The 26,316-nt window shown below is 63.3% G+C and carries 23 protein-coding genes; 7 read left to right on the plus strand and 16 right to left on the minus strand.

Annotated elements, in window-relative coordinates; all coding sequences use genetic code 11:
- Nucleotide 1: 1 nt before the first annotated feature.
- Nucleotides 2-985, minus strand: coding sequence for a helix-turn-helix domain-containing protein (locus NKH73_RS16500; protein WP_352933369.1), 984 nt, complete (start codon nucleotides 983-985; stop codon nucleotides 2-4).
- 130 nt (nucleotides 986-1,115) lie between these two features.
- On the opposite strand from NKH73_RS16500, the gene NKH73_RS16505 reads away from it, so the two are divergent.
- Nucleotides 1,116-1,760: a cysteine hydrolase family protein gene (locus tag NKH73_RS16505; protein ID WP_352933371.1), complete on the plus strand. Its 645-nt coding sequence runs from the start codon at nucleotides 1,116-1,118 to the stop codon at nucleotides 1,758-1,760.
- A gap of 77 nt (nucleotides 1,761-1,837) precedes the next feature.
- On the opposite strand, the gene NKH73_RS16510 is transcribed toward NKH73_RS16505, so the two are convergent.
- The 9 genes from NKH73_RS16510 to NKH73_RS16550 all read right to left on the minus strand — a co-directional run bounded on the left by NKH73_RS16510 (nucleotide 1,838) and on the right by NKH73_RS16550 (nucleotide 12,390).
- Nucleotides 1,838-3,517 carry a formate--tetrahydrofolate ligase gene (locus NKH73_RS16510; RefSeq protein WP_352933373.1) on the minus strand — a complete coding sequence of 560 codons (1,680 nt, stop codon included), beginning with the start codon at nucleotides 3,515-3,517 and terminating at the stop codon, nucleotides 1,838-1,840.
- Nucleotides 3,518-3,833: 316 nt separating this feature from the next.
- Nucleotides 3,834-4,229, minus strand: coding sequence for an ester cyclase (locus tag NKH73_RS16515; protein ID WP_352933375.1), 396 nt, complete (start codon nucleotides 4,227-4,229; stop codon nucleotides 3,834-3,836).
- Between the two features lie 81 nt (nucleotides 4,230-4,310).
- The gene (locus NKH73_RS16520; protein WP_352933376.1) at nucleotides 4,311-5,435 is read right to left on the minus strand and encodes a DUF2333 family protein; all 1,125 of its coding nucleotides are present in this window, start codon (nucleotides 5,433-5,435) and stop codon (nucleotides 4,311-4,313) included.
- A 50-nt stretch (nucleotides 5,436-5,485) separates the two neighbouring features.
- Nucleotides 5,486-6,784 carry a DUF6638 family protein gene (locus NKH73_RS16525; protein WP_352933380.1) on the minus strand — a complete coding sequence of 433 codons (1,299 nt, stop codon included), beginning with the start codon at nucleotides 6,782-6,784 and terminating at the stop codon, nucleotides 5,486-5,488.
- A 67-nt stretch (nucleotides 6,785-6,851) separates the two neighbouring features.
- The gene (locus NKH73_RS16530) at nucleotides 6,852-7,262 is read right to left on the minus strand and encodes an endonuclease domain-containing protein (RefSeq protein ID WP_352933808.1); all 411 of its coding nucleotides are present in this window, start codon (nucleotides 7,260-7,262) and stop codon (nucleotides 6,852-6,854) included.
- A gap of 69 nt (nucleotides 7,263-7,331) precedes the next feature.
- The gene (locus NKH73_RS16535) at nucleotides 7,332-9,242 is read right to left on the minus strand and encodes an AAA family ATPase (RefSeq protein ID WP_352933383.1); all 1,911 of its coding nucleotides are present in this window, start codon (nucleotides 9,240-9,242) and stop codon (nucleotides 7,332-7,334) included.
- Nucleotides 9,243-9,266: 24 nt separating this feature from the next.
- Nucleotides 9,267-10,412, minus strand: a complete 1,146-nt coding sequence (locus NKH73_RS16540) for a hypothetical protein (protein WP_352933384.1) — start codon at nucleotides 10,410-10,412, stop codon at nucleotides 9,267-9,269.
- 35 nt (nucleotides 10,413-10,447) lie between these two features.
- Nucleotides 10,448-11,536, minus strand: coding sequence for a hypothetical protein (locus tag NKH73_RS16545; RefSeq protein WP_352933388.1), 1,089 nt, complete (start codon nucleotides 11,534-11,536; stop codon nucleotides 10,448-10,450).
- A gap of 248 nt (nucleotides 11,537-11,784) precedes the next feature.
- Complete coding sequence (locus tag NKH73_RS16550) at nucleotides 11,785-12,390, minus strand: thymidine kinase (RefSeq protein ID WP_352933389.1); 606 nt, start codon at nucleotides 12,388-12,390, stop codon at nucleotides 11,785-11,787.
- Nucleotides 12,391-12,654: 264 nt separating this feature from the next.
- On the opposite strand from NKH73_RS16550, the gene NKH73_RS16555 reads away from it, so the two are divergent.
- From NKH73_RS16555 to choV, 3 genes are all read left to right on the plus strand, one after another.
- Nucleotides 12,655-13,590, plus strand: coding sequence for a choline ABC transporter substrate-binding protein (locus NKH73_RS16555; RefSeq protein WP_352933391.1), 936 nt, complete (start codon nucleotides 12,655-12,657; stop codon nucleotides 13,588-13,590).
- Nucleotides 13,591-13,714: 124 nt separating this feature from the next.
- Nucleotides 13,715-14,569 carry a choline ABC transporter permease subunit gene (gene choW, locus NKH73_RS16560; protein ID WP_352933394.1) on the plus strand — a complete coding sequence of 285 codons (855 nt, stop codon included), beginning with the start codon at nucleotides 13,715-13,717 and terminating at the stop codon, nucleotides 14,567-14,569.
- Entirely contained in the window at nucleotides 14,566-15,747 is a 1,182-nt protein-coding gene (gene choV / locus NKH73_RS16565; protein ID WP_352933398.1) for a choline ABC transporter ATP-binding protein, read from the plus strand. Before choW ends, choV begins: the two co-directional genes overlap by 4 nt.
- Before the next feature lie 60 nt (nucleotides 15,748-15,807).
- Here choV and NKH73_RS16570 read toward each other — a convergent pair whose 3' ends face one another.
- Both NKH73_RS16570 and NKH73_RS16575 read right to left on the minus strand, forming a co-directional pair.
- Nucleotides 15,808-17,214 carry an ATP-binding protein gene (locus NKH73_RS16570; RefSeq protein WP_352933401.1) on the minus strand — a complete coding sequence of 469 codons (1,407 nt, stop codon included), beginning with the start codon at nucleotides 17,212-17,214 and terminating at the stop codon, nucleotides 15,808-15,810.
- Entirely contained in the window at nucleotides 17,211-17,927 is a 717-nt protein-coding gene (locus NKH73_RS16575; RefSeq protein WP_352933404.1) for a response regulator, read from the minus strand. The genes NKH73_RS16570 and NKH73_RS16575 overlap by 4 nt, the downstream gene beginning before the upstream one ends.
- Nucleotides 17,928-18,164: 237 nt before the next feature.
- Between NKH73_RS16575 and NKH73_RS16580 the strand changes: the two genes are divergently transcribed.
- The 3 genes from NKH73_RS16580 (at nucleotide 18,165) to clpS (ending at nucleotide 19,336) form a co-directional block, all read left to right on the plus strand.
- Nucleotides 18,165-18,494 (plus strand): hypothetical protein, encoded by a 330-nt coding sequence (locus NKH73_RS16580; RefSeq protein WP_352933408.1) that lies wholly within the window; start codon nucleotides 18,165-18,167, stop codon nucleotides 18,492-18,494.
- 37 nt (nucleotides 18,495-18,531) lie between these two features.
- Nucleotides 18,532-18,747 carry a hypothetical protein gene (locus NKH73_RS16585; protein ID WP_352933411.1) on the plus strand — a complete coding sequence of 72 codons (216 nt, stop codon included), beginning with the start codon at nucleotides 18,532-18,534 and terminating at the stop codon, nucleotides 18,745-18,747.
- Nucleotides 18,748-19,030: 283 nt separating this feature from the next.
- Nucleotides 19,031-19,336 (plus strand): ATP-dependent Clp protease adapter ClpS, encoded by a 306-nt coding sequence (gene clpS / locus NKH73_RS16590; RefSeq protein ID WP_352933415.1) that lies wholly within the window; start codon nucleotides 19,031-19,033, stop codon nucleotides 19,334-19,336.
- Between the two features lie 49 nt (nucleotides 19,337-19,385).
- Here the strand turns inward: clpS and NKH73_RS16595 are convergent, their stop codons facing one another.
- From NKH73_RS16595 to NKH73_RS16610, 4 genes are read right to left on the minus strand one after another with little or no spacing between them, the layout of a single operon-like run.
- Nucleotides 19,386-21,473, minus strand: a complete 2,088-nt coding sequence (locus NKH73_RS16595) for a hypothetical protein (protein ID WP_352933418.1) — start codon at nucleotides 21,471-21,473, stop codon at nucleotides 19,386-19,388.
- Between the two features lie 3 nt (nucleotides 21,474-21,476).
- Nucleotides 21,477-24,302 carry a DUF4159 domain-containing protein gene (locus tag NKH73_RS16600; protein WP_352933421.1) on the minus strand — a complete coding sequence of 942 codons (2,826 nt, stop codon included), beginning with the start codon at nucleotides 24,300-24,302 and terminating at the stop codon, nucleotides 21,477-21,479.
- Nucleotides 24,299-25,213: a DUF58 domain-containing protein gene (locus NKH73_RS16605; protein ID WP_352933424.1), complete on the minus strand. Its 915-nt coding sequence runs from the start codon at nucleotides 25,211-25,213 to the stop codon at nucleotides 24,299-24,301. Before NKH73_RS16605 ends, NKH73_RS16600 begins: the two co-directional genes overlap by 4 nt.
- Nucleotides 25,213-26,217, minus strand: a complete 1,005-nt coding sequence (locus NKH73_RS16610; protein ID WP_352933427.1) for an AAA family ATPase — start codon at nucleotides 26,215-26,217, stop codon at nucleotides 25,213-25,215. The genes NKH73_RS16605 and NKH73_RS16610 overlap by 1 nt, the downstream gene beginning before the upstream one ends.
- Between the last annotated feature and the right edge of the window lie 99 nt (nucleotides 26,218-26,316).

Genomic DNA, 26,316 nt, shown 5'->3' on the forward strand with positions numbered 1-26,316 from the left:
GTCAACGCAAGGCAGCGTGCTCCTCCTGAACGTTCTTCGAGAATTCGCGCCGGTACTGCGCGGGCGTGGTCCTGAGCCGCGCCGCGAAATGCTGGCGCAGCGAGGTGGCGCTGCCGAAGCCGGCCTCGAAGGCCACGGCGTCCATCGATTTTTCCGTTGCTTCCAGCAGCCGCTGTGCCAGCGCGACGCGCTGATCGACCAGCCAGTCGCCGAAGCTGGTGCCGATCGATTTTTGAAAGCGGCGCGTGAATGTCCGGCGGGTGAGGCCGGCGAGCCCGGCGATGCTGTCCAGGCTGTGCGTCTCGCCCAGCGTTCTGCGCACCGCGTCGAGGGCCTGTGTGAAGCGGTCCGCATTGCCGGTCTTGGCAATCGGACGTTCTATGAACTGCGCCTGCCCACCTTGCCGATGAGGGGAAAGCACGATTTGCCGGGCGAGCCGCAGTGCAGCCTCCGCGCCATAGCGGGCCCGTATGATGTGGAGACAGCAGTCAAGCCCGGCGGCGACGCCGGCAGATGTCATGACATCGCCATTGTCGATGTAGAGCACGTCCGGGTCGACGAGCATGTCGGGATAAAGCGCCTGCAGCTGCTCTGTATAGGCCCAGTGCGTCGCGGCGCGCCGTCCCGAAAGCAGTCCGGTCGCCGCTACAGCGAAGGTGCCAAGACACAGTCCGACAATCAATGCGCCGTTCCGGTGCGCTCGCCGCAGCGCCTCTACCAGAAACGCCGGTGGCGGGTCTTCGAGATCTCGCCAGCTTGGGACGATCACAATGTCCGCGCCGTCGAGGCCGTCCAGCCCATGCGGCGCAGTTACGGTCAACCCTGCTTCGGTATGGATAGGCCCGCTTTCGATTGCACAGATGCGGAAGTCGAAGCGCGGCAAGCCGAGCGCGGCGCGATCCTCTGCGAATACAAGGCACGGCACGGAAAGGTGGAACGGACTGATGCCATCGAAGGCGATAGCAGCAACGATCGGATCGGCCATGAGGAGCACCAATGAGGGTTAGGGCTGGATTGTCCCAATTCTTTCGAATAATGTAAATAGGGACACTTTTTGCAATCCGACGGCAGGCTTATCCTCAACCAATCAAAGCCGAACGGGAAAGGAAAACTCCATGTCTGAAGCAGCCACCCCAGCGCCGCGCCGTGCCCTCATCGTCGTCGACATCCAGAACGACTATGACGGTGGCAACCTCGCCATCCAGCACCCGCCGTTTCGCGACAGCGTCGTCAACGCAGCACGAGCAATGGACGCGGCCGCCGAGGCAGCCGTCAAGGTGGTGGTCATCAAGCAGCTGGCGCCCGAAACGTCACCGGTTTTCGCCAAAGGCAGCCACGGCGCCGAATTGCATCCTGAGATATCAAGGCGAAGCCGTGATCATTACGTCGAAAAGACCTTGCCGAGCGCCTTCACCGGTACGGACCTCGAGCACTGGTTGCGCGCCAACACCATCGATACGATCACCGTCGTCGGTTACATGACGCATAATTGCGATCTCTCGACCATCATCCACGCCGTCCACATGGGCTTTGCGGTGGAGTTCCTGTCCGACGCCACCGGGTCGGTGCCCTATGCCAACAGCGCCGGCTACGCCTCGGCCGAGGACATCCATCGGGTGGTGACTGTTATCCTGCAGTCGCGCTTCGCCGCCGTTCTCAAGACTGCCGAATGGATCGACTGCCTGAAGACCGGCACGCTGCCCGAGCGCGACACGATCTACGCTTCCAACCAGCGCGCGCTGGCACGGAGCGCCGCTTAGAAATTTGTCGCGAAGAAGCAAAAAGACGGGCGCCGCAGCGATGCGGCGCCCCTCTTATCCTCCGACGTTCAAAACTCTCAGAACAGACCTTCGATCTGGCCCATTTCGTTCAGGAAGATCTTTTCCGAGGACGGCGCCTTTGGCAGGCCGGGCATGGTCATGACCTCGCCGCAGATGACGACGATGAAGCCGGCGCCGGCAGACAGCCTGACCTCGCGCACCGGCACGGTGTGGCCGGTCGGCGCGCCGCGCAGGTTCGGGTCGGTCGAGAAGGAGTATTGGGTCTTGGCCATACAGACCGGCAGATCGCCGTAACCGGCCTTCTCCCAGGCGTGGAGCTGGTCGCGCACCGACTTGTCGGCGATCGCTTCGGAGCCGCGATAGATGCGCTGGACGATGGTGTTGATCTTCTCGAACAGCGGCATGGCGTCGGGATAGAGCGGCGCAAACTGCGACGCGCCGGATTCGGCAAGCGCCACCACCCTGCCGGCGAGCTCCTCGATGCCGGCCGAGCCGTGGGCCCAGTGCTTGCACAGGATCGCCTCTTCGCCCATCGAGGCTACGTAGTCCTTCATCGCCTGGATTTCAGCGTCGGTGTCGGAATAGAAATGGTTGATGGCGACCACCGCCGGCACGCCGAACTGCCTGATATTCTCGACGTGACGGCCGAGATTGGCGCAGCCCTTCTTGACCGCCTCGACATTCTCCTTGCCGAGATCTTCCTTCTTGACGCCGCCGTTCATCTTCATGGCGCGCACGGTAGCGACGATGACGGCTGCCGCCGGCTTCAGGCCGGCCTTGCGGCACTTGATGTCGAAGAATTTTTCGGCGCCGAGATCGGCGCCGAAACCGGCTTCGGTAACGACGTAGTCGGCAAGCTTCAGCGCCGTCGTGGTGGCGACGACCGAGTTGCAGCCATGCGCGATGTTGGCGAAGGGGCCACCATGGACGAAGGCCGGGTTGTTTTCCAGCGTCTGCACCAGGTTGGGCTGCATGGCGTCCTTCAACAGCACGGCCATGGCGCCGTCGGCCTTGAGATCGCGGGCATAGACGGCCGACTTGTCGCGGCGATAGGCGACGATGATGTCGCCGAGGCGCTTTTCGAGGTCCTTGAGGTCGGTGGCGAGGCAGAGGATCGCCATGACTTCCGAGGCGACGGTGATGTCGAAGCCTGCTTCGCGCGGAAAGCCGTTGGGGACGCCGCCAAGCGAACAGATGATCTCGCGCAGTGCCCGGTCGTTCATGTCCATGACGCGCCGCCAGACGACGCGGCGGATGTCGATGCCGAGCTCGTTGCCCCAGTAAATGTGGTTGTCGATCAGCGCCGAAAGCAGATTGTGCGCCGTGGTGATGGCATGGAAATCGCCGGTGAAGTGGAGGTTCATGTCCTCCATCGGCACGACCTGCGCATAGCCGCCGCCGGCAGCACCGCCCTTGACGCCGAAATTCGGCCCGAGCGAGGCCTCGCGGATGCAGACGATGGCCTTCTTGCCGATGCGGTTGAGACCGTCGCCGAGGCCCACCGTCGTCGTCGTCTTGCCTTCGCCGGCCGGCGTCGGGTTGATGGCGGTGACGAGGATCAGCTTGCCGTCCTTGTTTGCCTTCACCGACTTGATGAATTCGGCCGATATCTTCGCCTTGTCGTGGCCGTAAGGCAAAAGGTGCTCGCTCGGGATGCCAATCTTCTGGCCGATCGCCTGGATCTGCTTCTTGTCGGCGGCGCGCGCAATCTCGATGTCGGACTTCACTTCGGCCATGGCGGCTTTCCTCTGGATTGGACGGTGGAGGGGACGGGTTTGATCAGTGTGGTCGCAAGCCTGTTCGAAACAGCCCGGCACTGCAGGCGAGGGTACGTTCTAACCCTGTCGCTGCCGTGGCGTCAACTTGCATGCAACTATGTTTCCTCTAGAGAAAGACGGCTGTGTTTCCCGGACGACCTGTCCCGGATCTTGGTGCCCGGTTGTCGCGCGGTATAGAAGCCAGAGCACGCGCCGTTTTGCCGTCTCAAAACAGCCGCGGAATGCACGGAATGCGACAGGGTTCGAGCGCTGCTCGGCGCTTCGAGCAGTCGCGCTAGAATGCGCCGATCTGGTGCATCAGCCCCAAGCCGTCAAGCTGGCCGAAATGTTCGACCACGATGCCGTTCTCAAGACGATCGATATGGATCACGCCAACCGAGACTCGGTTTCCGCTCGCCTCGACGCCATGGAAGATGCCGGTGTGCGTACCCTGAAAGCGGCAGCGCGTAACCACCTTGTCGGCATCGCTGACATAATCGTCTATGATGTGACGTCCGTCCGGGAATCCAACAAAGAACTCGCCCAGGGATTTTCGCCAGTCGTCGAAGCGGATCGGGCTGGCGCTGCCGAGATGAACGGCGAGATCTGGAGAGGCCAGCCCAGCCAGCCTATCCCAGTCCTGCGCGTCGATTGTGGCGTAGAAATTTCGAGCAACTTCCCGGATATCCATGTCGTGTCCTCGCCGGCTGCCGCCCAGCGGTTGAACGACGACGAGACGATCAGGTTCCGCTCTCCGCGATGCGCAGCCGGACTACTGCGACAGCACGTTGCTGATCTCCACCATGTTCGAGCGCACCCGCAGGATGTAAAAACCCATCGTCGTCAGATGCGTCGGCAACAGCCAGCCATCCTCACGGCCATTGGCGATGATAAAGGGCTGGATGCGCAGCGCCGAGACGAACTGCGAGTCCATCGTGTCCCACAGGTTCTGCAGGTGCTTTTCCTTGATCACGTCCTCGAAATCGGCCTCGGCGCCCTTCATCAGCCCGTAATAGGCATAGAGCTGGCCATAGGCGAACCAGAAGCGGTCGTCGGCGCGCGTGTCGAACCAGCCATTGTTGTGGTTTTCAGCGCGCTCCTTGAGGATCGCCGAAGTCGAGCCAATGTCGCTGGCGATACGGTCGATATATTGCTTCAGATTGTCGGCGCGGGCGTCGAACGTCGTTTGGCAAAGGGCCAGCCGGGCATTGAACGAACGCAGCTTGCGCACCGCGTCGCGATAATAGCTCGGCGTCGGCGTCTTCGGACCGAACGGGCTGATGCCGAAGTACCATGTGTATTCGTCGAACTGCAGATTGCCGCGCGCATCCTGCAGATCGGCATCGATCTGCGAGGTAGTGCGGACGCGGCCGAGATTGTCGGCAAGCTCGGTCGCCGTGCGCCGCACCGCCTGGTTGATGCCGCGCTGGAACGAGGCCTTGTTGTCCATGAACGGCGTATGGTCCCAGTTGATGCCGAACAGGCCAAGCTTATAGAGGATCATCGACGAGACCCAGGCATTCTGGTTGACGTTGAAGTCGGTCAGGTCGGCCGCCACCTGGGCTATCCCCGAGTTTCCACAGGTCCTGGCGGTGTCGGTGCCGGCGCCCGCTGCGGTCTGCTCGCCGGCGGAAATATTGCGTTTCTCGAAGGTGTAATTGTCGACGTAGTTCGGGTTGAAATTGTTCCACCATTGGGTGGCGTAAAAGAAGTTGGCGTAGAGGCCGATCAGAACGAGCAGTGCCAGCCCGAGCACCGCCTTCAGGATCCAGCCGCGCTGCGCGTACCAGCGCCCGGCCCACATGAACGGCCACAAGATCACGCCGATGACGACACCGATGCCGCGGCCGATCCACTGGAAAACCCAGGTGAAGAAATTCACGATCGGATCAAGCATGGCAATGTCACCCCCTCGTCAATCAGCCAAGAATTCGAAAAGTCAGGCGCTCAATCAGTCAAACCGTAGAGGCGTGCGCGAAACGCCACCTTGTCTTTCAGATATGTGGTTTTCAGAACGTCCACAACATGTGATCGCCAGGCGTCGCTGAAGCCGCCATAGTCGCTGTAGAAGCCCGGTTTGTTGAAGACGTAGCGCGAGACGAAGTCCTGCGGCACGAAATCCGAGATCAGCTGGTTGGTCAGCCAGGCGTCGGGATGGTCGGGCCTGGCTCGAATTACCAGGAAGCGCTGCTGCGGGAACACGTCTTCGATCTCGAGACGACCGAGGTGGGCGATCTCGCGCTTGGCGGCGTTGAGAAAGGGAAAATTGCCGTCTCTGGTGATCAGGTCTGTATGGCCGTGGATCCAGGTCTGCAGCCAGACCTTGTCGACGTCGGTCAGATTGCGATCGGGCTCGGCGTCGCGGATCAGTGCGCGCACCACCATCTCGGCGCGATGTTCGAGATAGCCTGATGTTTCGATCCACGAGGCGCGCGGCAGTTCGATGCGGCCGGTGGCGGCGAGGAACTTGAACACCTTGTCGGCGTCATTGATCGAGAGGTAGCTTACTTGCCACGGTCGGGAGCGGCGGAAGCCGGGTGCTGCCGGGTCGCTGATCACCGTCGTCATGTCAGGGTCGATGAACACATAGAGCCCGCCGAAATGGCTGGTCCAATAGGCGCTGTGGCGAAAGATCACCTGATCCGGCACCAGCGCATTCTCGCGGATGTCGCCGCAGATCTTGGCCAGCTCCACCATGCGGGTGAGCATGGCGTTGTCGCGCCAGGCGTCCGGCTCCTGCTTCAGCCGGTCGACGAGCTTGCCGAGCTCGGCGGCTTTGCCAAGCACGTCCTCCGCCGACAGCACCTTGAACTCGACCTGATTGATCGACAGCAGATCCTCGATGTCGCTGACCTCCGGGACCGAATCCTCGATCTCGCCGTAGATGACGTCCTTTATGGTCAGCGCGTCGATGGCGCGCTGATTCTTCGACATGAACTCGAACATCAGTTGCGAGGTGTTGGAAAAGGCGGTGTGGACCACCGGCAGGTCGATCTGCGACGGCGTCAGGATGATGAAGCGGCGGTTGATCTCATTGGGATCGAGGTAATTGTAGTCGTCGCATTCCTCGGCAACCTGCGGCGAGAAGCCGGTGCGGTCGATGTCGAAGCTCTTCAGCTTCGTCGGCTTCAGGCCGAAGGCGACCAAAGCCTTGTTGTAACGCTGGATGAGATGCGGCTCGTCGATCGTCAACAGCCGGCCGTAGATCAGCTCATTGTCGCGCAAAAGGTCGGATGACTTGGCCATTATTCCTTCTCCCCGTTCACGGGGAGAAGGTGCCCGAAGGGCGGATGAGGGGCGGCGCAAGCGCTCATCATCTTCCCTCTGACGTTGAAGCGGGCAAAAACTTCGCGTCGACAGCAATCATCTTCCGATTGAGCCGACCATCCAAGGCCGCAACGATCGTATCCAGTACGCTCTTACGGCCAGTGAGGACATCAGCGTGCCAAACCCTCAACACCGACCAACCGTTCCTGTTCATGGTCTCATCCCTGTATCGATCCTGAGATCGATTTGCGTGCTGGCTTCCATCAACTTCCACAACCAGATTGGCTTCACGGCAGGCGAAGTCGGCGAAATAGGGGCCAATCGGTAGTTGGCGAACAAATTTGTGGCCGTTCAATCGTCGCCCGCGCAATTCGTGCCATAGCCATTCCTCGGCATCGTTCTCGACTTTTCGAAGCTGCCTGGCCTTCGCCACCTTCGGCTCGTTTCCACCTCGCACAGCGCTGCCCCTCATCCGCCTTTCGGGCACCTTCTCCCCGTAAACGGGGAGAAGGGAGAAGCGCCAGGCTCAAGCATTCCACAGGCCCTTCTTCTTCAGCTCCTCGATTTCGCGCACCGCGCGGTCGCGCAGGCGGGTGTCGCGGATCATCTTGGTCACCGCCGCGTCGTCGGACTTGTCGGAATAACGGAACTCCGAGTCGGCGTAGCGGTTGACCTCCTGCATGACCATGTCCATCGAGAACGGCCCGCGCAATTCCTCGATCATCGCCTTCTTGTCGTCGTAGCCCTTGTGCATGAAGACGTCCGGCTTCTCGAACCACTCGTCCGGCAACTCGATGTCCATGGCGCGCATCTTGATCGCGTCGGTGACGTTCTTGATGGCGCGGCCGGTGAAGCGCGGCTCGGCCTCCTTGATCATGTGCAGATAGGTGCCGATGTCGGCCATCGACTTCGGCGCCCCATTCTCCTTCATGTAGCGTTCATAGACCTTCATCAGCCCATCTTCCCTGGGCTTTTCATGCTCTTCATAGGCTTCCATTACCGCGCGCTGGATTTCCTGGGCGGCGTAGAGCTTGTGGTCGCCGAGCGGGATCTTGTGGTTCTTGCCGGCGAGCAGCACGAAAATGTCGATGTAGTCGTCGCGGCTCTGCGGACCGTCGACCATCCAGCGCGCGCCGGCGCGCTGGCGCAGCGCGTCGTCGACGTTTTCGGGATAGTTTGAGAACATGCCGAAGGAGCAGTTGCCGCGCACCACTGTGCCGGCACCGGCAAATGCGTCCATCAAGACGCCGGTGATTTCCTGCTGGCCGGCCGAGGCGCGGTCGTCGGAGCGGCGTGCTGCCACCTGGTCGATATCGTCGATGGTGCCGAAGCCGATGACGCGCGGGTTCAGCACATTGTTGATGAACTGGCGGCAGTTCTGGCCCGACTTGCCCTGGTAGGAGGAGATCTGGTCGACGCCGAAATTCTCGTAAGCGAAGGGATAGCCGGCGACCTGGCAATAACCGTTGACGAGGCCAGCGATCATCTGGATCAGCGTCGTCTTGCCGGTGCCGGGCGCGCCGTCGCCGATGAAGGTGAACAGGAAGCCGCCGAGCTCGACGAACGGGTTCAGCTCACGTTCGAAATCGTAAGCCATCAGCATCTTGGCCAGCTTGACCGACTGGTATTTGGCGATGTGATTGCCGACGACCTCTTCCGGCTTCTTGAAGGTCATCACCAGCGGCTTCGAGCGCTTGCCCGGCGCGACGTCGAAGCCGTCAAGGGTGAAGTCATCGACGTCGATGCGGATATGCGCGTTCTCGAACGGACCGATGCCGTCGAAGCGGCCTTTTCGTGCCAGCAGCCCATCGATGGCGACACGGGCGAAGGCGCGCGCCTTGGTCATCAGGTCGGCGTCGTCCTTCGCGCCTGATATCGCCCTGTCGAGCCCTGATACGATCGACTTCACCGCGTCCTGCGGCGTGTCGAACAGAAAGTCCGGCTCTGGCGTGTCGTTCGGCGCCTCGCCATCGCTGTCGATCAGCTGGAACAGGTAGGAAGTGAGGCTGAAGGCTGAGATATAGGCCGAGGCCGACAGCAGCTTCTTGAAGGTGGCCGCCTCGTCGCCTTCCAGCGGGGCGCGGGCGTTTTTCGCCTGCAGGCTTTCGAGGTCTGAACCTTCGGCGAAGACGTCCGATATGGCCAGGGCGATCGCCAGGCCGCGCCGGGTGCGAAACAAAAGCATGTGCTGTGCAATGCTGAGCAGCTGGTCGTCGGGATGGACGGCAGCGACGGTCTTTGAAAGCTCGACCTCGCGTGTGCGCCTGACCGAGCCGACCGATACGGTCGAGACGAAGCGGCGGTTGGTGCCGGCAAGTGGGGTGCCGGATTCACGCGACGGGTCTTCCAGCACGACGATGCGGGTGATGAAGCTCTGCGCCGTGCCGCGATGCTTTTCGATCGCCGCTTCCGAAATCGTGGTCAGGCCGGTGTCCATGCAGGATGCTCCGCGGTTTGACGGTCAGACGTCCGAGATCACCTGTCCTTTGGACAGGATGTGGACCTTGTAGCCCGAAAAGATCTTTTGCGCCTCGCCGGCGGCATAGAGCGCCTGATAGGCCTCATGCGGGATCAGCGCGTGGTTCTCGTAGCTCGACACGCCTTGGCGTGCCGCCTCCAGGTCATCGGTGTCGATGAAGAATTCCTGCGTCGTCTTCTCGCTCGAAAACAGACCTTTGCGGCCGGGTTTTTCGGCCTTGGAATAGACCTCCTGGATGGTCCAGGTCAGCAGCCAGGCGTTTTCCGGCTTGCGCACCTTGCCCAAAACGTCGGTTACCGTCGAATTGTTCTCGGTAATCCCTGCCGAATAGAAGGGGCCGAGCACGACGCGGCGCAACTGCTTGGGGTGGAGCGGCTCGAAATCCTTGTCGAGATTGACAGCGATCGTCGCCGGCGACAGCGTGTAGGCGGAATTCTTCTCGGTGAAGTCGTCGAAGCGGTGGGCAAGCTCGGGATTGAGCAGCCCTTCAACGGGAAGCGGAATGTCGACCTTGTCGTTGAGCTTGCCGTCGCGGTCGACAAGCTGGTCGATCATCGCTTCTGAGGAATCCTCGACCGTCACCATGTAGACCAGCGGCAGGTTGGCGCTGCCGTCGAAGGTGGCCCAATGGACGAGGTAATAAGGCCGCCCGGTCTTCGGATTGACCGAGACTTTTGCCGTCTGCGCCAATGTGAACGGCGCGAAGGTCGTCTCGCTCCTGACGCCCTCCAGATAGAGCCGCTCTGCCATCGATTTCTGCAGCGCCTCGGGGAACTCCTTGTGGCGCAGGATGAAGTCGGCCATTTCCTCGCGCAACTCGTCGGCCAGCGGTATGTTGGCAAGCCGCGTATCGGCCTGACGGCGGTCGTTTTCCAGCTCGAGTACATTCTGGAAGACGGGAAAGCCGCTTTCGGCGCGCGAAATGCGAAACGTCTCCGTGAAACCCAGCCGGTTACGCCAACAGGAAAAGGAGTTGTCGAGCCGCGCAATGTATTCGGCGACGATCTTGGCGACGATGCCGTGCCGGTAGAGCGGCGAGCGATCGTCGCGCATGAACACTTCGAGGCCGCTGAGTGCCGCCCTGATTGCCGAGAAATAACGCGTTGCCGCTTCGTTTTCGGGTGTCATGCAGCCAGCCCTTGAGAGCGATGCGCGTGCAGCAATTACGACTGCACGTAGTTTGCCGCATTGTGCTTCTTCAGCACGTCGTCGAAGCGGCGGGCAAAGGCATCGTCGGCCAGCTTCTTGCGGCGCTGGATGTCGGCGGTTGCCACCATGTTCTTCTCGTGCATTTCGAGGAGATCGCCAATGTGCTTCTGCGAGGCGGCGCCGATGCCGGCCATGGTCTCCTCAGCGGTATTGTCGACCTGGCTGCCCAGCGTGTTGATCTTGTGGGCGACGTCCTGCTGGGCGGCGGTCTTCAGCGAGTCTTCCAGCGCCTTGTAGAGCACGATGCGCTGCTCGGTATCGATGGTCAGCTTGTTGATCAGCGTCGACTGCGCCGCGATCTGGTTGTTGAGCGAATCGACGAAGGTCTGGAACATCGAGGTGTAGCGCTCCAGCGTCTGGCTTTCGGCCAGCAGCTCCTGCTCTTTGGCCTGCTTCTCGTTATACTCCGTGGCCAGCTTCGAACGCTCGCCTTCAAGCTGCGTGCGCTCCTTCTGGCTGGTCGAAGCGGCGATCTTGTTCTCGATGTCGAGCAGCATCGGGTTGAGCTCCTCGATGCGCTTCTGCACGGTTTCGAGATTGGACATGGTCGTCTTGCGGCGCTCGATCACCTGCGACAGGCTGGCCTCGGAGGTCTTGTAGCGCTGGTCGAGAACCTGCTTCTGCGCCTTGAGGATGCCGACGATGGTGTCGGACTTCGCCAGCAGCTCCTGCAGATTGCCGGCCAGCGACATGTTGCGGACACGATCGGTGCGCATGCGCTGCTTGCGCTGGCTGGAAAACATGCCGATGAAGCTTTCCCAGCCGGTGTAGTTCTTCATGCTCTCGAATTCGGCGCCGAAGACGTTGGTGGCGTCCTCCAGCCCGATGATCAGGTCGGCGATGTTGCCTTCCATCACCTTCTGCTGTTTCAGCACATCCTCGATGCGGGCGTTCTCGAGGTCGAAATTGGCGTCGCCGATCTTCTTGTCGGTCTTGGCGAGCGTGTCGAGCACCGTGCCGGACTGCTCGATTTTCGTGCGCATGTCCTGCACGACCTGCTTGGTCTTGGCAATTTCGGCGTCGAAATTCTGCAATGTCGCCATAGGGGCCTCCCGCTCGGCATCTGTTCGTGTCGCGAACCGCCGCGAATATATGTGTGGCATGGGGGGAAGGGAAGGCGGAAGATTGGGGGCTTTGTAAAGGATGGCGCCGAACCCGACACAAAAACCGCCTCGGCGGCGGGGTCGTCGGCGCAGATCAGCACCATACTCAAATTAGTAGCATAATTGCCGTCACAAAGCAATTGATCGCCAACTCGCCGATCGGGTTTCTTTCCCCCAGCACAAGCCTCTTAGGTGAAACCGATGAAATCGTCGGGCGCGGCGCGGCCCATTTCTTCTTCCCAATGGCGGCGGCAGAGCGAGACATAGACATCCTTGCCGATCGCCACCTGTTCGCCCTGCCTCGCCACCTTGCCGTCCGCGCCAAGCCGCACGACCATCGTCGCCTTGCGGCCGCAGCGGCAGATGGTGCGCACCTCGCGCAGATCGTCTGATATCGCCAGAAGCGCGCGCGAGCCGGAAAACAGCTTGCCCTGGAAATCCGTGCGCAGGCCGTAGCACATGACAGGGATGTCCAGCCGGTCGGCGATGCGGGCGAGCTGCCACACCTGCTCCTCCTCGAGGAATTGCGCCTCGTCGACGAAGACGCAATGCACCGTCGTATGGTCGTGATGCTCGGCGACCCGGGCGAACAGATCGTCGCCGTCGCGGAACATCTCAGCTTCCGTCTCCAGCCCGATGCGCGACGAGATCAGCCCGGTGTCGCCCTTGCGGTAGAGGGCGGCGACGAACAGCATCGTCGTCATGCCGCGCTCGCGGTAATTGTACGAGGCCTGCAGCAACATCGTCGTCTTGCCGGCATTCATCGTCGCATAGTGGAAGTACAGCTTGGCCATGTCGCCCTTTAAAGCCGAGTTCGCGCGGCGCGGGGAGGGGGCGTCCTCGTATTCCACCAGAAAGGCGCATTTCATCGGAAAGCGGCTGGACACCGCAAAAGCACTGGAGCAGCAGGCAGCGTGTCGCTGATCGGCCAGTCCGCGCCGTTCGTCGCGATTGCCTTATCGCTTGAAACCGCACCAGAATGGTGTTTGGCTGACGAAACAAAGCGGAGATAAAACCGTAACTTCGCTTAGCCAAAGAATCAAAATGGGAGAATTTTCATGTTGCGTATCAATTCCTTCGTCGCCGGCCTTGGCCTGGCGGCTTTCCTGTCCACCAGCGCAGCTCTCGCCGCCGATCCGGAAAGCTGCAAGACGGTGCGTCTCTCCGATGTCGGCTGGACCGACATCCAGGCCACCACCGGCGTCGCCTCGGTGCTGCTCACCGCGCTCGGCTATGAGCCGGAGGTGATCCAGCTTTCGGTGCCGGTGACCTATGCGTCGCTGAAGAACAAGGACCTCGACGTCTTTCTCGGCAACTGGATGCCGTCGATGACCAACGACATCAAGGAGTACACAGCCGACGGCTCGGTCGAGACCGTCAGCGAGAACCTCAGCGGCGCCGGCTACGGTATCGTCGTGCCGACCTATGTCGCCGACGCCGGCGTCAAGACGCTGACCGATATTGGCAAGTTCAAGGACAAGTTCGATGGCAAGATCTATGGCATCGAGGCCGGCAATGACGGCAACCGCATCATTCTCGACATGATCAAGGACCCGGCGGCCAATCTCGAAGGCTTCGAACTGGTCGAATCCTCCGAGGCCGGCATGCTCACCCAGGCCGAGCAGTCGATGAAGAACAATGAGTGGATCGCCTTCCTCGGCTGGACGCCGCATCCGGTGATGGGCGCCATGAAGATCACCTATCTCGACGGTATGGGGGACAGCGGCTTCGGCGCCGCCACCGTGCATACCAATGTGCGCAAGGGCTACACGGCCGAATGCCCGAATGCCGGCAAGTTCATCGCCAATCTGAAGTTCAACCTCGATATGGAAGGCGAGATGATGGACGCGATCCTGAAAGGCGGCGACGCCAATACGGCCGCGACCGACTGGCTGAAGAAGCACCCGGATGCGGTCACCCCCTGGATCGCCGGCGTGACCACTTTCGACGGCGGCGACGCGGCGGCGGCGGTCAAGACCGCGCTCGGAAGCTGAGCCGATAACTTTGAATTCGGCATAATGAGAACAAGGGCAGCCCTTTCGGAAAAGGCTGCCCTTTTTCATATCCTGTGACAAGATAACCATCCGGCAAGGACGGCGCCGATAGAAGAGGGGCTAGATGGATCCGATCTCCAAATTCCTGGTCAGCTACAAGATCCCCATAGGTGCTTGGGGAAAGGCCTTCTTCACCTTCCTCACCGACAATTTCAACACCGTCCTCAGGGCGTTTTCCAACGGCCTCAATTTCCTGCTCGACGGGATGGTCGACGGACTTCTTCTGTTGCCGCCCGTCCTGCTCATCGCGCTGATCGCCTTGCTCGCCTATGTCCTGCAGCGTTCGAAGGGCCTGGCGCTCGCCGTCTTCCTCGGATTGCTGTTCATCCTCAACCAGAACCTGTGGAAGCAGACGGTGGAGACGCTGGTGCTGGTGGTTGCCGCCGCCACCGCCTCGATGGCGATCGGCGTGCCGCTCGGCATCTGGGCGGCGCACAAGCCGAAGGTCTACCGCATCATGCTGCCGGTGCTCGACCTGATGCAGACGCTGCCGACCTTCGTCTACCTGATCCCGGTGCTGACCTTGTTCGGGCTCGGCAATGCGCCCGGCCTCATCGTCACCATCATCTTCGTCATCCCGACCTCGGTCCGTCTTACCCATCTCGGCGTCACCTCGGTGCCGAAGTCGATCATCGAGGCCGGTGAGGCCTTCGGCGCCACCAGGCGCCAGCTGCTCTGGAAGGTTGAGTTGCCTTCCGCGCTGCCCACCATCATGGCCGGCTTGACCCAGTCGATCATGCTGTCGCTGTCGATGGTGGTGTTCGCGGCCCTTATCGGCGCCGGCGGCCTCGGCACAGAGATCAACCGGGCGCTCGGCTCGCGCAGGATCGACCTCGGGCTCGAGGCAGGCCTTGCCATCGTCGTGCTGGCTATCGTGCTCGACCGGATGACCCGCATTGGCGTTGGAGGCAAGAAATGACCGTCGCCGTCGATTTCAGGAACGTCGATATCGTCTTCGGCAGCGACCAGACCGGCTCGCTCGCGCTGATCGACAGCGGCGCCACCCGTGCCGAGATCCTCGAAAAGACCGGCAACGTGCTGGGCTGCGCCGGGGCAAGCCTCACCGTGCACGAAGGCGAAATTTCCGTGCTCATGGGCCTGTCCGGCTCCGGCAAGTCGACGCTGCTGCGCGCCGTCAACCGGCTGAACGTCGTTTCGCGCGGCCAGGTCCTGGTCAAGGATGGCGACAAGACGGTCGATGTCGTCACCTGCGACGAGGCGACCCTTCGGCGGCTGCGGCAGAAGCAGGTCGCGATGGTGTTCCAGCAGTTCGGCCTGCTGCCGTGGCGCACGGTGGAGGAGAATGTCGGCCTCGGCCTCGAACTCGCCGGCGTTCCGGAAGCCGAGCGCAAGGAGCGCGTGCATCGCCAGCTCAAACTGGTCAATCTCGACCAGTGGGCGAAGAAATACGCGCACGAGCTTTCCGGCGGCATGCAGCAGCGGGTTGGCCTCGCACGCGCGTTCGCCACCGAAGCGCCGATCCTGTTGATGGACGAGCCGTTCTCGGCGCTCGACCCGCTGATCCGGACCAAGCTGCAGGACGAGTTGCTGCAGCTTCAGGCCGAGCTGAAGAAGACCATCATCTTCGTCAGCCACGACCTGGAGGAGGCGCTGAAGATCGGCAGCCACATCACCATCATGGAAGGTGGGCGCATCGTGCAGACGGGCGCGCCGGAAGACATCGTGCTGCGCCCCGCCAACGACTATGTCCGCGACTTCATCGCCAATGTGAATCCGCTTTCGGTGCTGACCGCCTGGAACGTGATGCGCGACCGCCGCGATCTCGAACAGGGCAAGGATGGCTGGGTGTGGCTCGACCGCCGCAGGACGACGCGTTTCAAGATCGACGAGCACGGGCTGGTGGCGGCGGCCGAGCGCGACGGCAAGCCGGCGTTCTGGGTTTCCTGCGCCGATGTCGAGGCGCAGCCGGAGGAGACGGCGCAGGTGTTCTGGGCCAATCCCGGTACCCCGCTGAAGACCGTGATGCTGGCCATGCACCGCTCGCAGACAGCACCGGTGGCACTGTTCGACGACCAGTCGCGCTTCGTCGGCGCCATCGGTGTCAGGGATGTGCTGAGCGCAGTGTTGCGGCGGTAGCTGTTCTCTCGGGGAGAGAAAGAACCAACTGCCGCATTCCTTCGCTCTCCTCTGCCGCATCTACGTTGCCAGCGGCAATTTCAGCTCCGTCAGCAGGCCGCCACTGGGGTGGTTGGACAGGCTGACCTCGCCGCCGGCGCTACGGGCGATGTTGCGGGCGATGGTCAGGCCGAGGCCGAGACCGCCGGTCTGGCGGTTGCGTGACTGTTCAAGGCGCACGAACGAGCCGAACACCGCGTCAAGCTCGGCCTGCGGTATGCCCGGTCCCTCGTCGCGTATGGCCAGCGTGATGGTCCTTTCCGACCGGTGGACGCTGAGATGCGCCTTCTTGCCATAGGTCACGGCGTTCTGGACGAGGTTGGTGACGCAACGCCTGAGCGCGACCGGCCGCGCAAGGCAGACGAGGCCGCGCGACCGCGTGTCGTCATTGTCGATCGAAACCTCTTCGTAGCCGTCGGCGACCGATTCCACGAGCGACCAGAAATCGATCCGTTCGCTCTTCTCCTCGGTCACCTCGAAGGTGGCGAAGTCGATAACCGAGCTGGCAATGTCTTCGATGTCGGCGAGATCGTGCGCCAGCGCCTCGCGAACCGCCGATTTCCTGAGCAGTTCGAGCCGCAGCCGCATTCTTGTCAGCGGCGTGCGCAGGTCGTGGGCGAGTGCTGCCGCAAGATGTTCGCGATCCTCGACATAGTCGCGCAGCCTGGCCTGCATGGCATTGACCGCCTTTGCGGCTGTGCGGATCTCGCGGCTGCCGGTCTCGGCGACCGGGGGGCTCTTCAGGTCGTTGCCGATCCGTTTCACCGCGGTTTCCATCATCCGGTAGGGCGCGGTAAGCCGGCGCAGCGACCATATCGAAGTGGCCACCACCAGTCCGGCGATCAAGGCATAGAGCGGCAGGCTGTCGAAGCTCAATATGGGTCCTACCGGTGTGTTCGGCTCGGTGAAGTTCAGCCATTGGCCGTCGGCGAAGCGGAGCGACGCTGTCAGCTTGTCGCTCTGGGCGAAGTCGGCCGCCAGGACCAGGAGGTCACGCTCGACCTCGCCGACATCGCGACCCTGGACCGCGCCCTTATCGTCGGCTTCCCGTGTCGCCGGGTCGCGCCGGACCCGTGCATCGGTGACGCCGAATTTCGCCAGCCGCCCGACCAGTATGTCCTCCAGTTCGGCCAGTTCGTCGTCGCCCGCTATCGACGAGGCGACGGCGGGCGTGTCTGAAACGGTAAGCGCGTAGGTCGCGTTGGACAGGCCGGACGCGGTGGCCTTGCGCGCTTCGGGCGGGGCGGCATGCATCAACTGCACCAGCGAGAAGGCGCGGTCATTGAGCCTGTAGAGATCGACCACGTCGTTGGCGGCGGCACGGTCCCGCGAGACGATGTAAAGCGTGGTGATCTGGCTGATCAGCAGGCCAGCGATGACAATGAGCAGAACCCAGACTGGCAGGGTCTGCGGCAGGATGCGTCTCATTCGGAGGTCGTCTCGGGCAGGAACTGATAGCCGCCGCTGCGCACGGTCAGGATCAGTTTCGGCGTTTTCGGGTCGTCCTCCATCTTGCGCCGCAGCCGGCTGACCAGAATGTCGACGCTGCGATCGAAGCTGTAGCCGCTGTCGCCGCCGGACAGTTCGATGAGCTGGTCGCGGCTCAGCACGCGCTGCGCGCTCTTGACGAAGGTCTGCAGCAGGTTGAACTCCGCCATGGTCAGCTCGACCCTGACGTCGCCCGGCGCCATCAGCCGGCGGCGCGAACAGTCCATCGTCCAGCCGGCAAAATGGTAGATCTGCCGCGAGGTGGGCCGCCGCGGCTCGGCGGCGCCGTTGCGCCTCAGCACGGCGCGGATCCGCGCCAGCAGTTCGCGCGGATCGAAGGGTTTCGGCACATAGTCGTCGGCGCCCATCTCCAGCCCGACCACCCGGTCGGTCGTCTCGGTGACGGCGGTCAGCATGATGATCGGCGTCGCATAGTTGGCACGAAGATCGCGGCAAAGCTCCAGCCCGCTCTTTCCCGGCAGCATGACGTCCAGAACCATAAGGTCCACCTGCGCACGGCGCAGCACGGCTTCCATCTCGGTACCGTCGGCGGCGACCGACGTGTGCAGCCCCCGTTTCCGGAAGAATTCCTGAAGCAGGTCGCGAATGCCCTTGTCGTCGTCGACGATCAGTATGTGCGCGTCGGATTTCACTGGAAGCCCTGCCGTCATTGGTGGCCGAAACCGTCGTTCGGTCATCACCCACACGACAGAATTCAGGCCATATGTTGGCCGGTGACGGTAAGCGAGCCCGAACGGGCCGCTCAGAAACAATCCAGAAACAAAATTCTACAGTTCGGAAAAACTCCCGAAAAAAATCAAGGGCATAAGGGGTGCCGTGGCGGTCAGGTCATCGACTGCAGCACGCGTTAAGGGATTACGGACAAACCGATGCAAAGGTTCTCGATCAGCTTGATGGGTGTGTTGCTAGGCATCTCGCTTATCACCGCCGCGGTCGAACAATCCTATGCAAAGGTGACCGATGCAAAGGTCGCCGATACAAAGGCGGCGATCACCCGGAGCGAGCGTTGCAGCAGCCTGAGCCGTCAGTTTGACGAAGCCCTCGAAACCCATGCCGCGGCAACGCAGGTCACCGCGGCGAAGGCACTTCAAAGAAAGGGCAACCGGTTCTGCGCCAATAAGAAACAGGCACAGGGCATCCGGATGCTCGCCAACGCTTTGAAGCTGCTTGGAGTGACACCGAACGACCCGGTTCAGTGACCCTCAACCCGATCTGCAAGCAAAAGGAAACGAAGCCATGAAAAAGTCCCTGCTCTCCGCTCTCGGTCTCGCCATCGCGCTTGCCTTCTCGATGCCGGTTCTCGGCGTCGGCAGCGCCAATGCCGCAGGCACGACCGCGGCGGCGACGACTGCGACGACCGCTGCGCCGGCCAAGATCGTCAAGAAGGTCGCGGCCAAGAAGACCGTCAAGAAGCACAAAAAGCACGCTGTCAAGGCAGCTCCGAAGGCCTGATCGAGCGACATCTCTTGTCCACTAAGAAGACCGCTCCAGTTGCGATGCGCCTGGAGCGGTCTTCCTTTTCGTTGCAGATGGGCGACGTCTGCGGCCGAGTCATCGATCCCTGCCGGGCTTCGCTGCGCCAAGCCGTTGAACGGCAGCCGGCAGTTCCCACATAGGCACGGACTTGTGAACGGCCGCGCCTGCCGGAAGGCGGTTTGTGCACGGCTCAAAATAGACGACCGCTTTCCTCCATGTCAGAATAAGGCGAAATTATCGCTCGCAATTGCCGGTTCCGATGCCTGAGATCGTCACCAAACCCCGCACCAAAATACAGCCGAAGATCGAACGGCCGAAGCTCTACAAGGTCATCCTGCTGAATGACGACTTCACGCCGCGCGAGTTCGTGGTGACGGTGCTCAAGGGCGAATTCAAGCTGAGCGAAGACCAGGCGCGGCGGGTGATGATCACCGCGCACCAGCGCGGCGTCTGCGTCGTCGCCGTCTTCACCAGGGACGTCGCCGAGACCAAGGCGACACGGGCGACCGATGCCGCCAAGGCCAAAGGCTATCCGCTGATGTTCACGGCCGAGCCGGAGGAGTAGCGCGGCGTTTTATCCTTCTCCCCTTGTGGGAGAAGGATAAACCTCCGCGCTACCGCCCCTCGCGGTACCACATCGAGCCCAATGCCAGAAGCAGCAGGCCGAGGCCGAGGAAGCCGCCGAACAGCGGCACGCGCGAGACGGCCTTCAGCACGCTGTCGTCGGTGGTGCGCAGGCCAATCCAGTCGTTGCCGGTCGCCGCGCCCGAGGCGCGGACCGGGACGACCGAGGGCAGCGTCACGCCGCCTGTGAGGTTGCCGAGGGCTGAGGATGGCGCCAGCCGGCGCACGCTGCCGCCGGTGGCCTCGGCCGGCGCTTTCAGCCGGTTCTCGGTGGAAATGACGTCGGTGAATTCCGGTGCATTGACCGGGCCGACATGGGCAAGCGCCTTCAGATCGCCATTGCCGACCTGGTAAAGGCCGATCTCGTTGGTCTCGATACTGCCCAGGAAGACGCCGGGCTCGGCTCTTTCCAGCTTGACGGTCAGCGCCTTGCCGGACGGGGTGATGATTTGGGCCGGGCCGGGGTCGTCGCTCATCGTCTGGCGGCGGAATTCCAGCATCATGCCGCGGCCGTCGGCGGTCAGCCGCTCTTCCTCGAGTTCGGGCTCCTTCATCAGCCAGTGGGCGATGCGGCGATAGAGCTGGACATGCGGGCCGCCGCCTTCGAAGCCGCGCGCCCATAACCAGCCCTGGTCGGACAGGAACATGCCGACGCGGCCTTCCCCTTTGCGGTCGAGCAGGAGCAGCGGGCGATCGTCCGCCCCTTTCATCACCGCCTCGCCCTCGGGGTTCTCGACGCCGATGGTGCGGAACCAGCGGCTCCAGTGCGGCGGCTCGGTGGCGGAGCCGTCGAGCCCGCGCGTCACCGGATGGCGCTGGCCGAGCTCGGTGAGGCGCGGATAGAAGGCCTTGTCGACGACTTCGCCGGTCGGCATCGCCGGCAGCGCCGACATCAAAGGCGTGCGGGCGATGGAGCTTTCGCCGGCATATTCGGGCCCCGCCGCGATCAGCAGCGCGCCGCCCTTTTCGACATATTCGGCGATGTAGTCGTAATAGAGGATCGGCAGCACGTCGCGATGCTGGTAGCGGTCGAAGATGATCAGGTCGAAATCCTTGATCTTTTCGACGAACAGTTCGCGCGTCGGGAAGGCGATCAGTGACAATTCGTTGATCGGCGTACCGTCCTGCTTCTCCGGCGGCCGCAGAATGGTGAAATGGACCAGATCGACCGAGGCGTCGGATTTCAGCAAATTGCGCCAGGTGCGTTCGCCGGCATGCGGCTCGCCGGAGACCAGCAGCACGCGCAAATTCTCGCGGATACCGTCGATCAGCGCGATGGCGCGATTGTTGGTGTCGGTGAGTTCGTCGGGCTCTGGATCGATGGCGAGTTCGACGATGTTGCGGCCGGCACCGGGGATCGTCACTTGCAGCGGCATGGCCTGGCCGATGGTGGCCTGCTCGACCGAGACCTGCTCGCCATTGACCGACACGCGCACATCGACCGAGCCGGCCTCATTGTTGGTGCCGATGACGCGATAGGTCATTTCGAGCGGCTTGCCGACCAGACCGAAGCGCGGCGCATTCTCGAAGCGGATGCGGCGATCCTTTTCCTGGTCGTTGCCGGTGATCAGCGCGTGCAGCGGGGCGTTGAAGTCGGGTGCGCCGGCGGGGGCGTCATGCACCTCGCCATCGGTGATCATGACGGCGCCGCCGATGCGCGACGGCGGCACGTCGCGGAAGGCGCCTTCGAGCGCGCTGAAAAGCCGCGTTTCGGTGCGCTCCTCGGCGGCTTCCGACTTGCCGGCCTCGACGACGCGGACGTCGAACTGCTTGAAGCGGGCGAGGCGCTGCTGAAGCCCGGCCAGCGCCTCGTCCGTCTGCTTGGTGCGCTCGCCGATGTCCTGGCTCTGGCTGCGGTCGACGACGACGGCGACAACGCTTTTCAGCGCCTCGCGCTCCTCGTCGAGAACAACAGGGTTGAGCAGGGCCGCACCCAGCGCCAGCAGCGCGGCGAAACGGAAGACCGCGCCGCGCTGGCGAAGCCACAGGCCGACCAGTGCCAACAGCAACAGCGGCGCCAGCACCAGGCCAAGCAACGGCCAGGAGATGAGCGGTTCGAAGGCGAGCGACCAATTCATGGCTTACTGCCCCAGCCGTTCGAGCAGCACCGGCACATGCACCTGATCGGATTTGTAGTTGCCGGTCAGCATGTACATCATGATGTTGACGCCGGCGCGCAGCGCATAAATGCGCTGCATCGGATCCGACGGCACGGTCGGCAAAAGCGGATCGCCATTCTCGTCGACCGCCCAGGCGCCGGCGAAATCATTGGCGGTGATCATGATCGGCGAGACGCCGTCGCCGGTGCGCACCGGACGGTTCTCGGTGTTGCTGGCTTCGAGCGACGCCGCGACCCAGAGCGGGCTGCCGGCAAAGCGTCCGGGAAACTCAGGCAGGATGTAGAAGGATTTGGTCAGCACATGATCCGACGGCACCGGTTCCAGCGGCGGTACGTTGAGATTGCCGAGGATGTCGCGCAGCCGCTCTGTCGCCGGGCTGGCCGAATCCGCGCCGATGCCGGTGGCGAACTCGTCGCGCGTGTCGAACAGCACCGTGCCGCCCTGCTGCATATAGGCGTCGACACGGGCGATCGCGGCCTGGCTCGGCATCGGTGCGGCAGGGTCGATCGGCCAGTAGATCAGCGGATAGAAGGATAGCTGGTCCTTCGAGATATCGACGCTGGCCGGCGCCCCCGGCTCGAGCGCGGTTTTCTCGATCAGGAAGCGGGTCAGGCCCTCCAGCCCGGCTTGGCTGATCGAATCGACGCTCCGCTCGCCGGTCTGCACATAAGCGATCCGGGTCTTGGAGATGTCCTCGATCGCCCGCTCGTCGCCAGGTTTGGCATCGTCGGCGCGGGCGATGTCGGCGTGGCCGACCAGGGCGCCGAGCGCAATCATCAGGGCGGCGGTGGTTGCGGCAGCAGTGCGGGCGCGGCGCGGCCGGCGCGAGAACAGGCCGCCCATCCAAAATACGGCCAGCGTGTCGAGCACCATCAGCAAAAGGGCTGCCGCCACCAGCGGGCCCTTCAAATTCTGCGATTCGTCGAAAGCGTACTGGATGGTGGTGACCGGCACGGTGATCTGAGGACGGACCAGCGGTGCGAAGCTGCTTTCGGCATTGAGCAGATTGTGGGCGAAGACGCCGGTTTCGGAGCCGTACAGGCCGGGCGGGTTTTCGAACGTCACCGGCAGCGGGCCGGCACCCGGCACCAGCGGCCGCGCATCCGGCGTCGGCGGCACCAGCGCGCCGTCGGCTGATATCATGCGGTAGGGCGCCAGCGAGGCGGCCGCGGCCTCGGCATTGGCGACCGCAGCGCCCTGGTTGCGGGACAATTGCACGATGCGGCGCAGCATCTCGACGAAGCTGCCGGAGATCGGCAGGTTCGACCAGGTTGCCTCCGGCGTGACATGGAACAGGACGAGCGTGCCCTTGCCCTTCTTCATCCCGGTCACCAGCGGCGTGCCGTCGGCAAGCGTCGCCCAGGTGCGCTCGACGATATCTGGCGTCGGTTCGGCCAGCACCTGCCTGGTGACGGTGACCTCGGCGGGCGGAGCGAGGTCGGCGAAGGGGCCGGTCTTCGGGAAATCAGTGACCGGCTGCGGCGTCGTCCACGACAGCGCGCCACCGAGCGAGCGCTCGCCGGTGCGCAGCCTGACCGGCAGCAGGTCGTCATCATTGCCGGCGGCGACCAGCCGCGAGCCGGCGAACCGCACCAGTGTGCCGCCATTGTCGACCCAGTCGACCAGCCTTTGCCGCACCTGCTCAGGAATGGTGCCGATATCGGCCATCACGATCATCGCCGGCTTCTGATCGAGCAGTTGCGGGATGGCGTCGGCGAGGTCGGCGCTCGACGGCTCAGCCAGATCGGCGAAGGGCTGCAGCGCGCGTCTGATATAATAGAGCGGCGACAGAAGCGGCTGCGCCTGGTCGGCCTCGGCCTGCGACAGCAACCCGACGCGGCGGCGCTTGGAATTCTCGTCGAGCACGCGGACGGCGCCGGCCTGCCGCTGGCCGTCGAGCGTAATCGAGGCGAAATCGTTGCGCAGTTCGAACGGCACCGCCATCGTGCCGGTGGCGGCGGATTCGCCAGGCGAGAAGGTCAGCGTGGCGTCGGCGATGCGGCGGCCCTTGTCGTCGAAAGCGCCGGCCGTCACTTGAGCCGGCGCCGGATCGCCCGGTGCGCGGATGGCTGTCAGCTCGAAGCCGTCCACCTGATTGTCGGCGCCGGTCAGGCCGATCAAGTCAGGCCGGTCGGAGACAGCCCAGACGACGCGGGCGGCGTTCTTCGACAAAAGCGTGTTGAAGGCGGCCTCGTCGCCTTCCGCAGCCAGACCATCGGCGAGCACGGCGACGCTGGCGCCCGGCAAACTCTCCAGGGTTGCCGCGACGCGGGCGTAGACGGCAGGGCGGTCGGTCGGGATCGGCCGCGGCTTTGCCGCGCGCAGCCGGTCGAGCGCGGTGGCGGCATCGAAGGGGCCGATCTCGGCATTCGGCTTTTCGGCGGTGAAGGCGATGATGACAGGCACCTCGTTGGAGCTGGCATCGGCGATCAGCCGTTCGGCCGTGGCGACGCGCTGGCTCCAGTCGGCGGCACTTGCCCAGTCATTATCGATCACCAGCGCAAGGGCGGCGCCTTCGGCCGGCAGTTTTTCACGCGGGTTGAAGACAGGTTCGGCCAGTGCTGCAACGATAAGGGCCGCCATCAGCAGCCTGAGCAGCGTCAGCCACCATGGGCTCTGTTGCGGCGTCTCCTCGCGCTTCAGCACGCGGGCCAGGATCTTCAGGGGCGGGAATATCTCGGTCTGCGGCTTGGGCGGCGTGAACCGCAAAAGCCACCAGATCACCGGCAGCGCCAGAAGGCCCCACAGCACCATCGGCGCCCCGAAAGAGAGCGGCAGCCAGCTCATGCGCGGATCCTCCCGGCGGAGCTGCCATCGACGGTCATCGCCATATGGACGCGCACCAGCGCTTCGGAGGCGAGACGGTCGGTATGGTTGACCGTGAAGCTCCAGCCGAGCCGCTTGCACCAGTCGGTCAGCTCCTGGCGACGGGCGGTGTAAAGCAGGCGGTATTCATCGCCCAGCGTTTCGGCCCGGCCAGCGGTCAGCTTGTCGCCGGTCTCGGGATCGGTGAATTCGGTGCGGCCGGCATAGGGAAACCTCTCCTCGGCCGGGTCGGCGACCTCGATCAGATGGGCACGCACGCCGTGGCGGGCGAGCACGTCGAGCCAGGCAATCGTGTCCTCGACCGGATCGAGGAAATCGCTGACGATGACGATGTCGCAGAAGCGGCGGATGGCGGACAGGTCGGGCTTAGCCGGCAATTCGCCGGCATGGGTGAGTTGCGCCGCGATACGTTCGGCGCCGTTGCGGGCGGTGAACGGATCTGTCAGTCCGGGCCAGGCGATGCGCTCGCCGCTGCGCGACAGCAGTTCGGCCATGGCCAGCGCCAGCACCAGCGCGCGGGATTCCTTCGAGACAGTGGCTCCGGTCGATTTGTAGAGCATCGAGGACGATGGATCGGCCCACAGCCACACTGTATGGGCGGCCTCCCATTCACGGTCGCGCACATAAATGTGATCGTCGCGGGCCGAGCGGCGCCAGTCGATACGCGAGGAATCGCCTTCGACATAGGGCCGGAACTGCCAGAAATTCTCGCCGATGCCGCGTTTGCGGCGGCCGTGCCAGCCGGCGATCACCGTGTTGACGATGCGGCGCGCCTCGACCAGCAGGTCAGGCACCAGCGACGCCCGCAACCGGCCGCGGGCGAGCGCGTCACGCGTCGCTGCCGGTGCCTGGGCCTCGCCAATACGCGCCATCAGATGCCTTTTGCCAGTTTCGCCACCACGTCGCGCACGGTCGTGCCCTCGGCACGGGCGGCAAAGGTCAGCGCCATGCGGTGCTGCAGCACCGGCTCGGCCAGCGCTCTGATGTCGTCGACCGACGGCGCCAGCCGTCCGTCGTAGAGGGCGCGGGCACGGGCGCACAGCGTCAGCGCCTGGCTGGCGCGCGGGCCCGGGCCCCAGGCGACGTGCTTGTCGGTCTCGGCGTTGCCTTGGCCGGGGCGCGCCGAGCGCACCAGCTGGAGGATCGCCTCGACGACGCTTTCCGGCACCGGCATGCGGCGGATCAAGGTCTGGATCTCCTTCAGCCGCGCCGGCTGCAGCACGTTCTGCGCCTTGGCGTCCTCAATGCCGGTGGTTTCCAGAAGAATGCGGCGCTCCGCCTCGATTTCGGGATAAAGGATGTCGACCTGCATCAGGAAGCGGTCGAGCTGCGCCTCGGGCAGCGGATAGGTACCTTCCTGCTCCAGGGGATTCTGCGTCGCCAGCACATGGAAGGGCGCCGGCAGGTCGTGGCGAGCACCGGCGATGGTGACGTGGTATTCCTGCATCGACTGCAGCAGCGCCGACTGAGTGCGCGGCGAGGCGCGGTTGATCTCGTCGGCCATCAGCAGCTGCGCGAAGATCGGCCCGGAGATGAAGCGGAAGGAACGCTTGCCGAATTCATCCTGCTCCATCACCTCGGAGCCAAGAATGTCGGACGGCATCAGGTCGGGCGTGAACTGGATGCGGCGGGAATCGAGGCCGAGCACGATGCCCAGTGTCTCGACCAGCTTGGTCTTGGCGAGGCCGGGCACGCCGACGAGCAGAGCATGGCCGCCGGCCAGCAGCGCCACCAGCGTGCGTTCGACTACGCTTTCCTGGCCGAAGATGACGCGGCCGACACCGTCGCGAACCCTGGAAATGTCGGCCAGCGCCGTCTCGGCCTGGGCGATCATGTCCTTTTCGCTGATCGGGCTTTCCTTGATCATCACGCTCATGCAGCATCGATCCTTCTCGTTGGAAATACCGGCTTGCACCCTCGACGCCGCAGAATGCCGCGATTCGGCCTCGCATGGCGCCTGTCTTTGAATTTAAAT

It is taken from the genome of Mesorhizobium sp. M0938, assembly GCF_040319125.1.
Taxonomy (GTDB): domain Bacteria; phylum Pseudomonadota; class Alphaproteobacteria; order Rhizobiales; family Rhizobiaceae; genus Mesorhizobium; species Mesorhizobium robiniae.

What these genes read in the sequence shown, in the direction of transcription:
- NKH73_RS16500 (WP_352933369.1), bottom strand. Translation starts at nt 985, where the DNA reads ATGGCCGATCCGATCGTTGCTGCTATCGCCTTCGATGGCATCAGTCCG.
- NKH73_RS16505 (WP_352933371.1), top strand. Translation starts at nt 1,116, where the DNA reads ATGTCTGAAGCAGCCACCCCAGCGCCGCGCCGTGCCCTCATCGTCGTC.
- NKH73_RS16510 (WP_352933373.1), bottom strand. Translation starts at nt 3,517, where the DNA reads ATGGCCGAAGTGAAGTCCGACATCGAGATTGCGCGCGCCGCCGACAAG.
- NKH73_RS16515 (WP_352933375.1), bottom strand. Translation starts at nt 4,229, where the DNA reads ATGGATATCCGGGAAGTTGCTCGAAATTTCTACGCCACAATCGACGCG.
- NKH73_RS16520 (WP_352933376.1), bottom strand. Translation starts at nt 5,435, where the DNA reads ATGCTTGATCCGATCGTGAATTTCTTCACCTGGGTTTTCCAGTGGATC.
- NKH73_RS16525 (WP_352933380.1), bottom strand. Translation starts at nt 6,784, where the DNA reads ATGGCCAAGTCATCCGACCTTTTGCGCGACAATGAGCTGATCTACGGC.
- NKH73_RS16535 (WP_352933383.1), bottom strand. Translation starts at nt 9,242, where the DNA reads ATGGACACCGGCCTGACCACGATTTCGGAAGCGGCGATCGAAAAGCAT.
- NKH73_RS16540 (WP_352933384.1), bottom strand. Translation starts at nt 10,412, where the DNA reads ATGACACCCGAAAACGAAGCGGCAACGCGTTATTTCTCGGCAATCAGG.
- NKH73_RS16545 (WP_352933388.1), bottom strand. Translation starts at nt 11,536, where the DNA reads ATGGCGACATTGCAGAATTTCGACGCCGAAATTGCCAAGACCAAGCAG.
- NKH73_RS16550 (WP_352933389.1), bottom strand. Translation starts at nt 12,390, where the DNA reads ATGGCCAAGCTGTACTTCCACTATGCGACGATGAATGCCGGCAAGACG.
- NKH73_RS16555 (WP_352933391.1), top strand. Translation starts at nt 12,655, where the DNA reads ATGTTGCGTATCAATTCCTTCGTCGCCGGCCTTGGCCTGGCGGCTTTC.
- choW (WP_352933394.1), top strand. Translation starts at nt 13,715, where the DNA reads ATGGATCCGATCTCCAAATTCCTGGTCAGCTACAAGATCCCCATAGGT.
- choV (WP_352933398.1), top strand. Translation starts at nt 14,566, where the DNA reads ATGACCGTCGCCGTCGATTTCAGGAACGTCGATATCGTCTTCGGCAGC.
- NKH73_RS16570 (WP_352933401.1), bottom strand. Translation starts at nt 17,214, where the DNA reads ATGAGACGCATCCTGCCGCAGACCCTGCCAGTCTGGGTTCTGCTCATT.
- NKH73_RS16580 (WP_352933408.1), top strand. Translation starts at nt 18,165, where the DNA reads ATGCAAAGGTTCTCGATCAGCTTGATGGGTGTGTTGCTAGGCATCTCG.
- NKH73_RS16585 (WP_352933411.1), top strand. Translation starts at nt 18,532, where the DNA reads ATGAAAAAGTCCCTGCTCTCCGCTCTCGGTCTCGCCATCGCGCTTGCC.
- clpS (WP_352933415.1), top strand. Translation starts at nt 19,031, where the DNA reads ATGCCTGAGATCGTCACCAAACCCCGCACCAAAATACAGCCGAAGATC.
- NKH73_RS16595 (WP_352933418.1), bottom strand. Translation starts at nt 21,473, where the DNA reads ATGAATTGGTCGCTCGCCTTCGAACCGCTCATCTCCTGGCCGTTGCTT.
- NKH73_RS16600 (WP_352933421.1), bottom strand. Translation starts at nt 24,302, where the DNA reads ATGAGCTGGCTGCCGCTCTCTTTCGGGGCGCCGATGGTGCTGTGGGGC.
- NKH73_RS16605 (WP_352933424.1), bottom strand. Translation starts at nt 25,213, where the DNA reads ATGGCGCGTATTGGCGAGGCCCAGGCACCGGCAGCGACGCGTGACGCG.
- NKH73_RS16610 (WP_352933427.1), bottom strand. Translation starts at nt 26,217, where the DNA reads ATGAGCGTGATGATCAAGGAAAGCCCGATCAGCGAAAAGGACATGATC.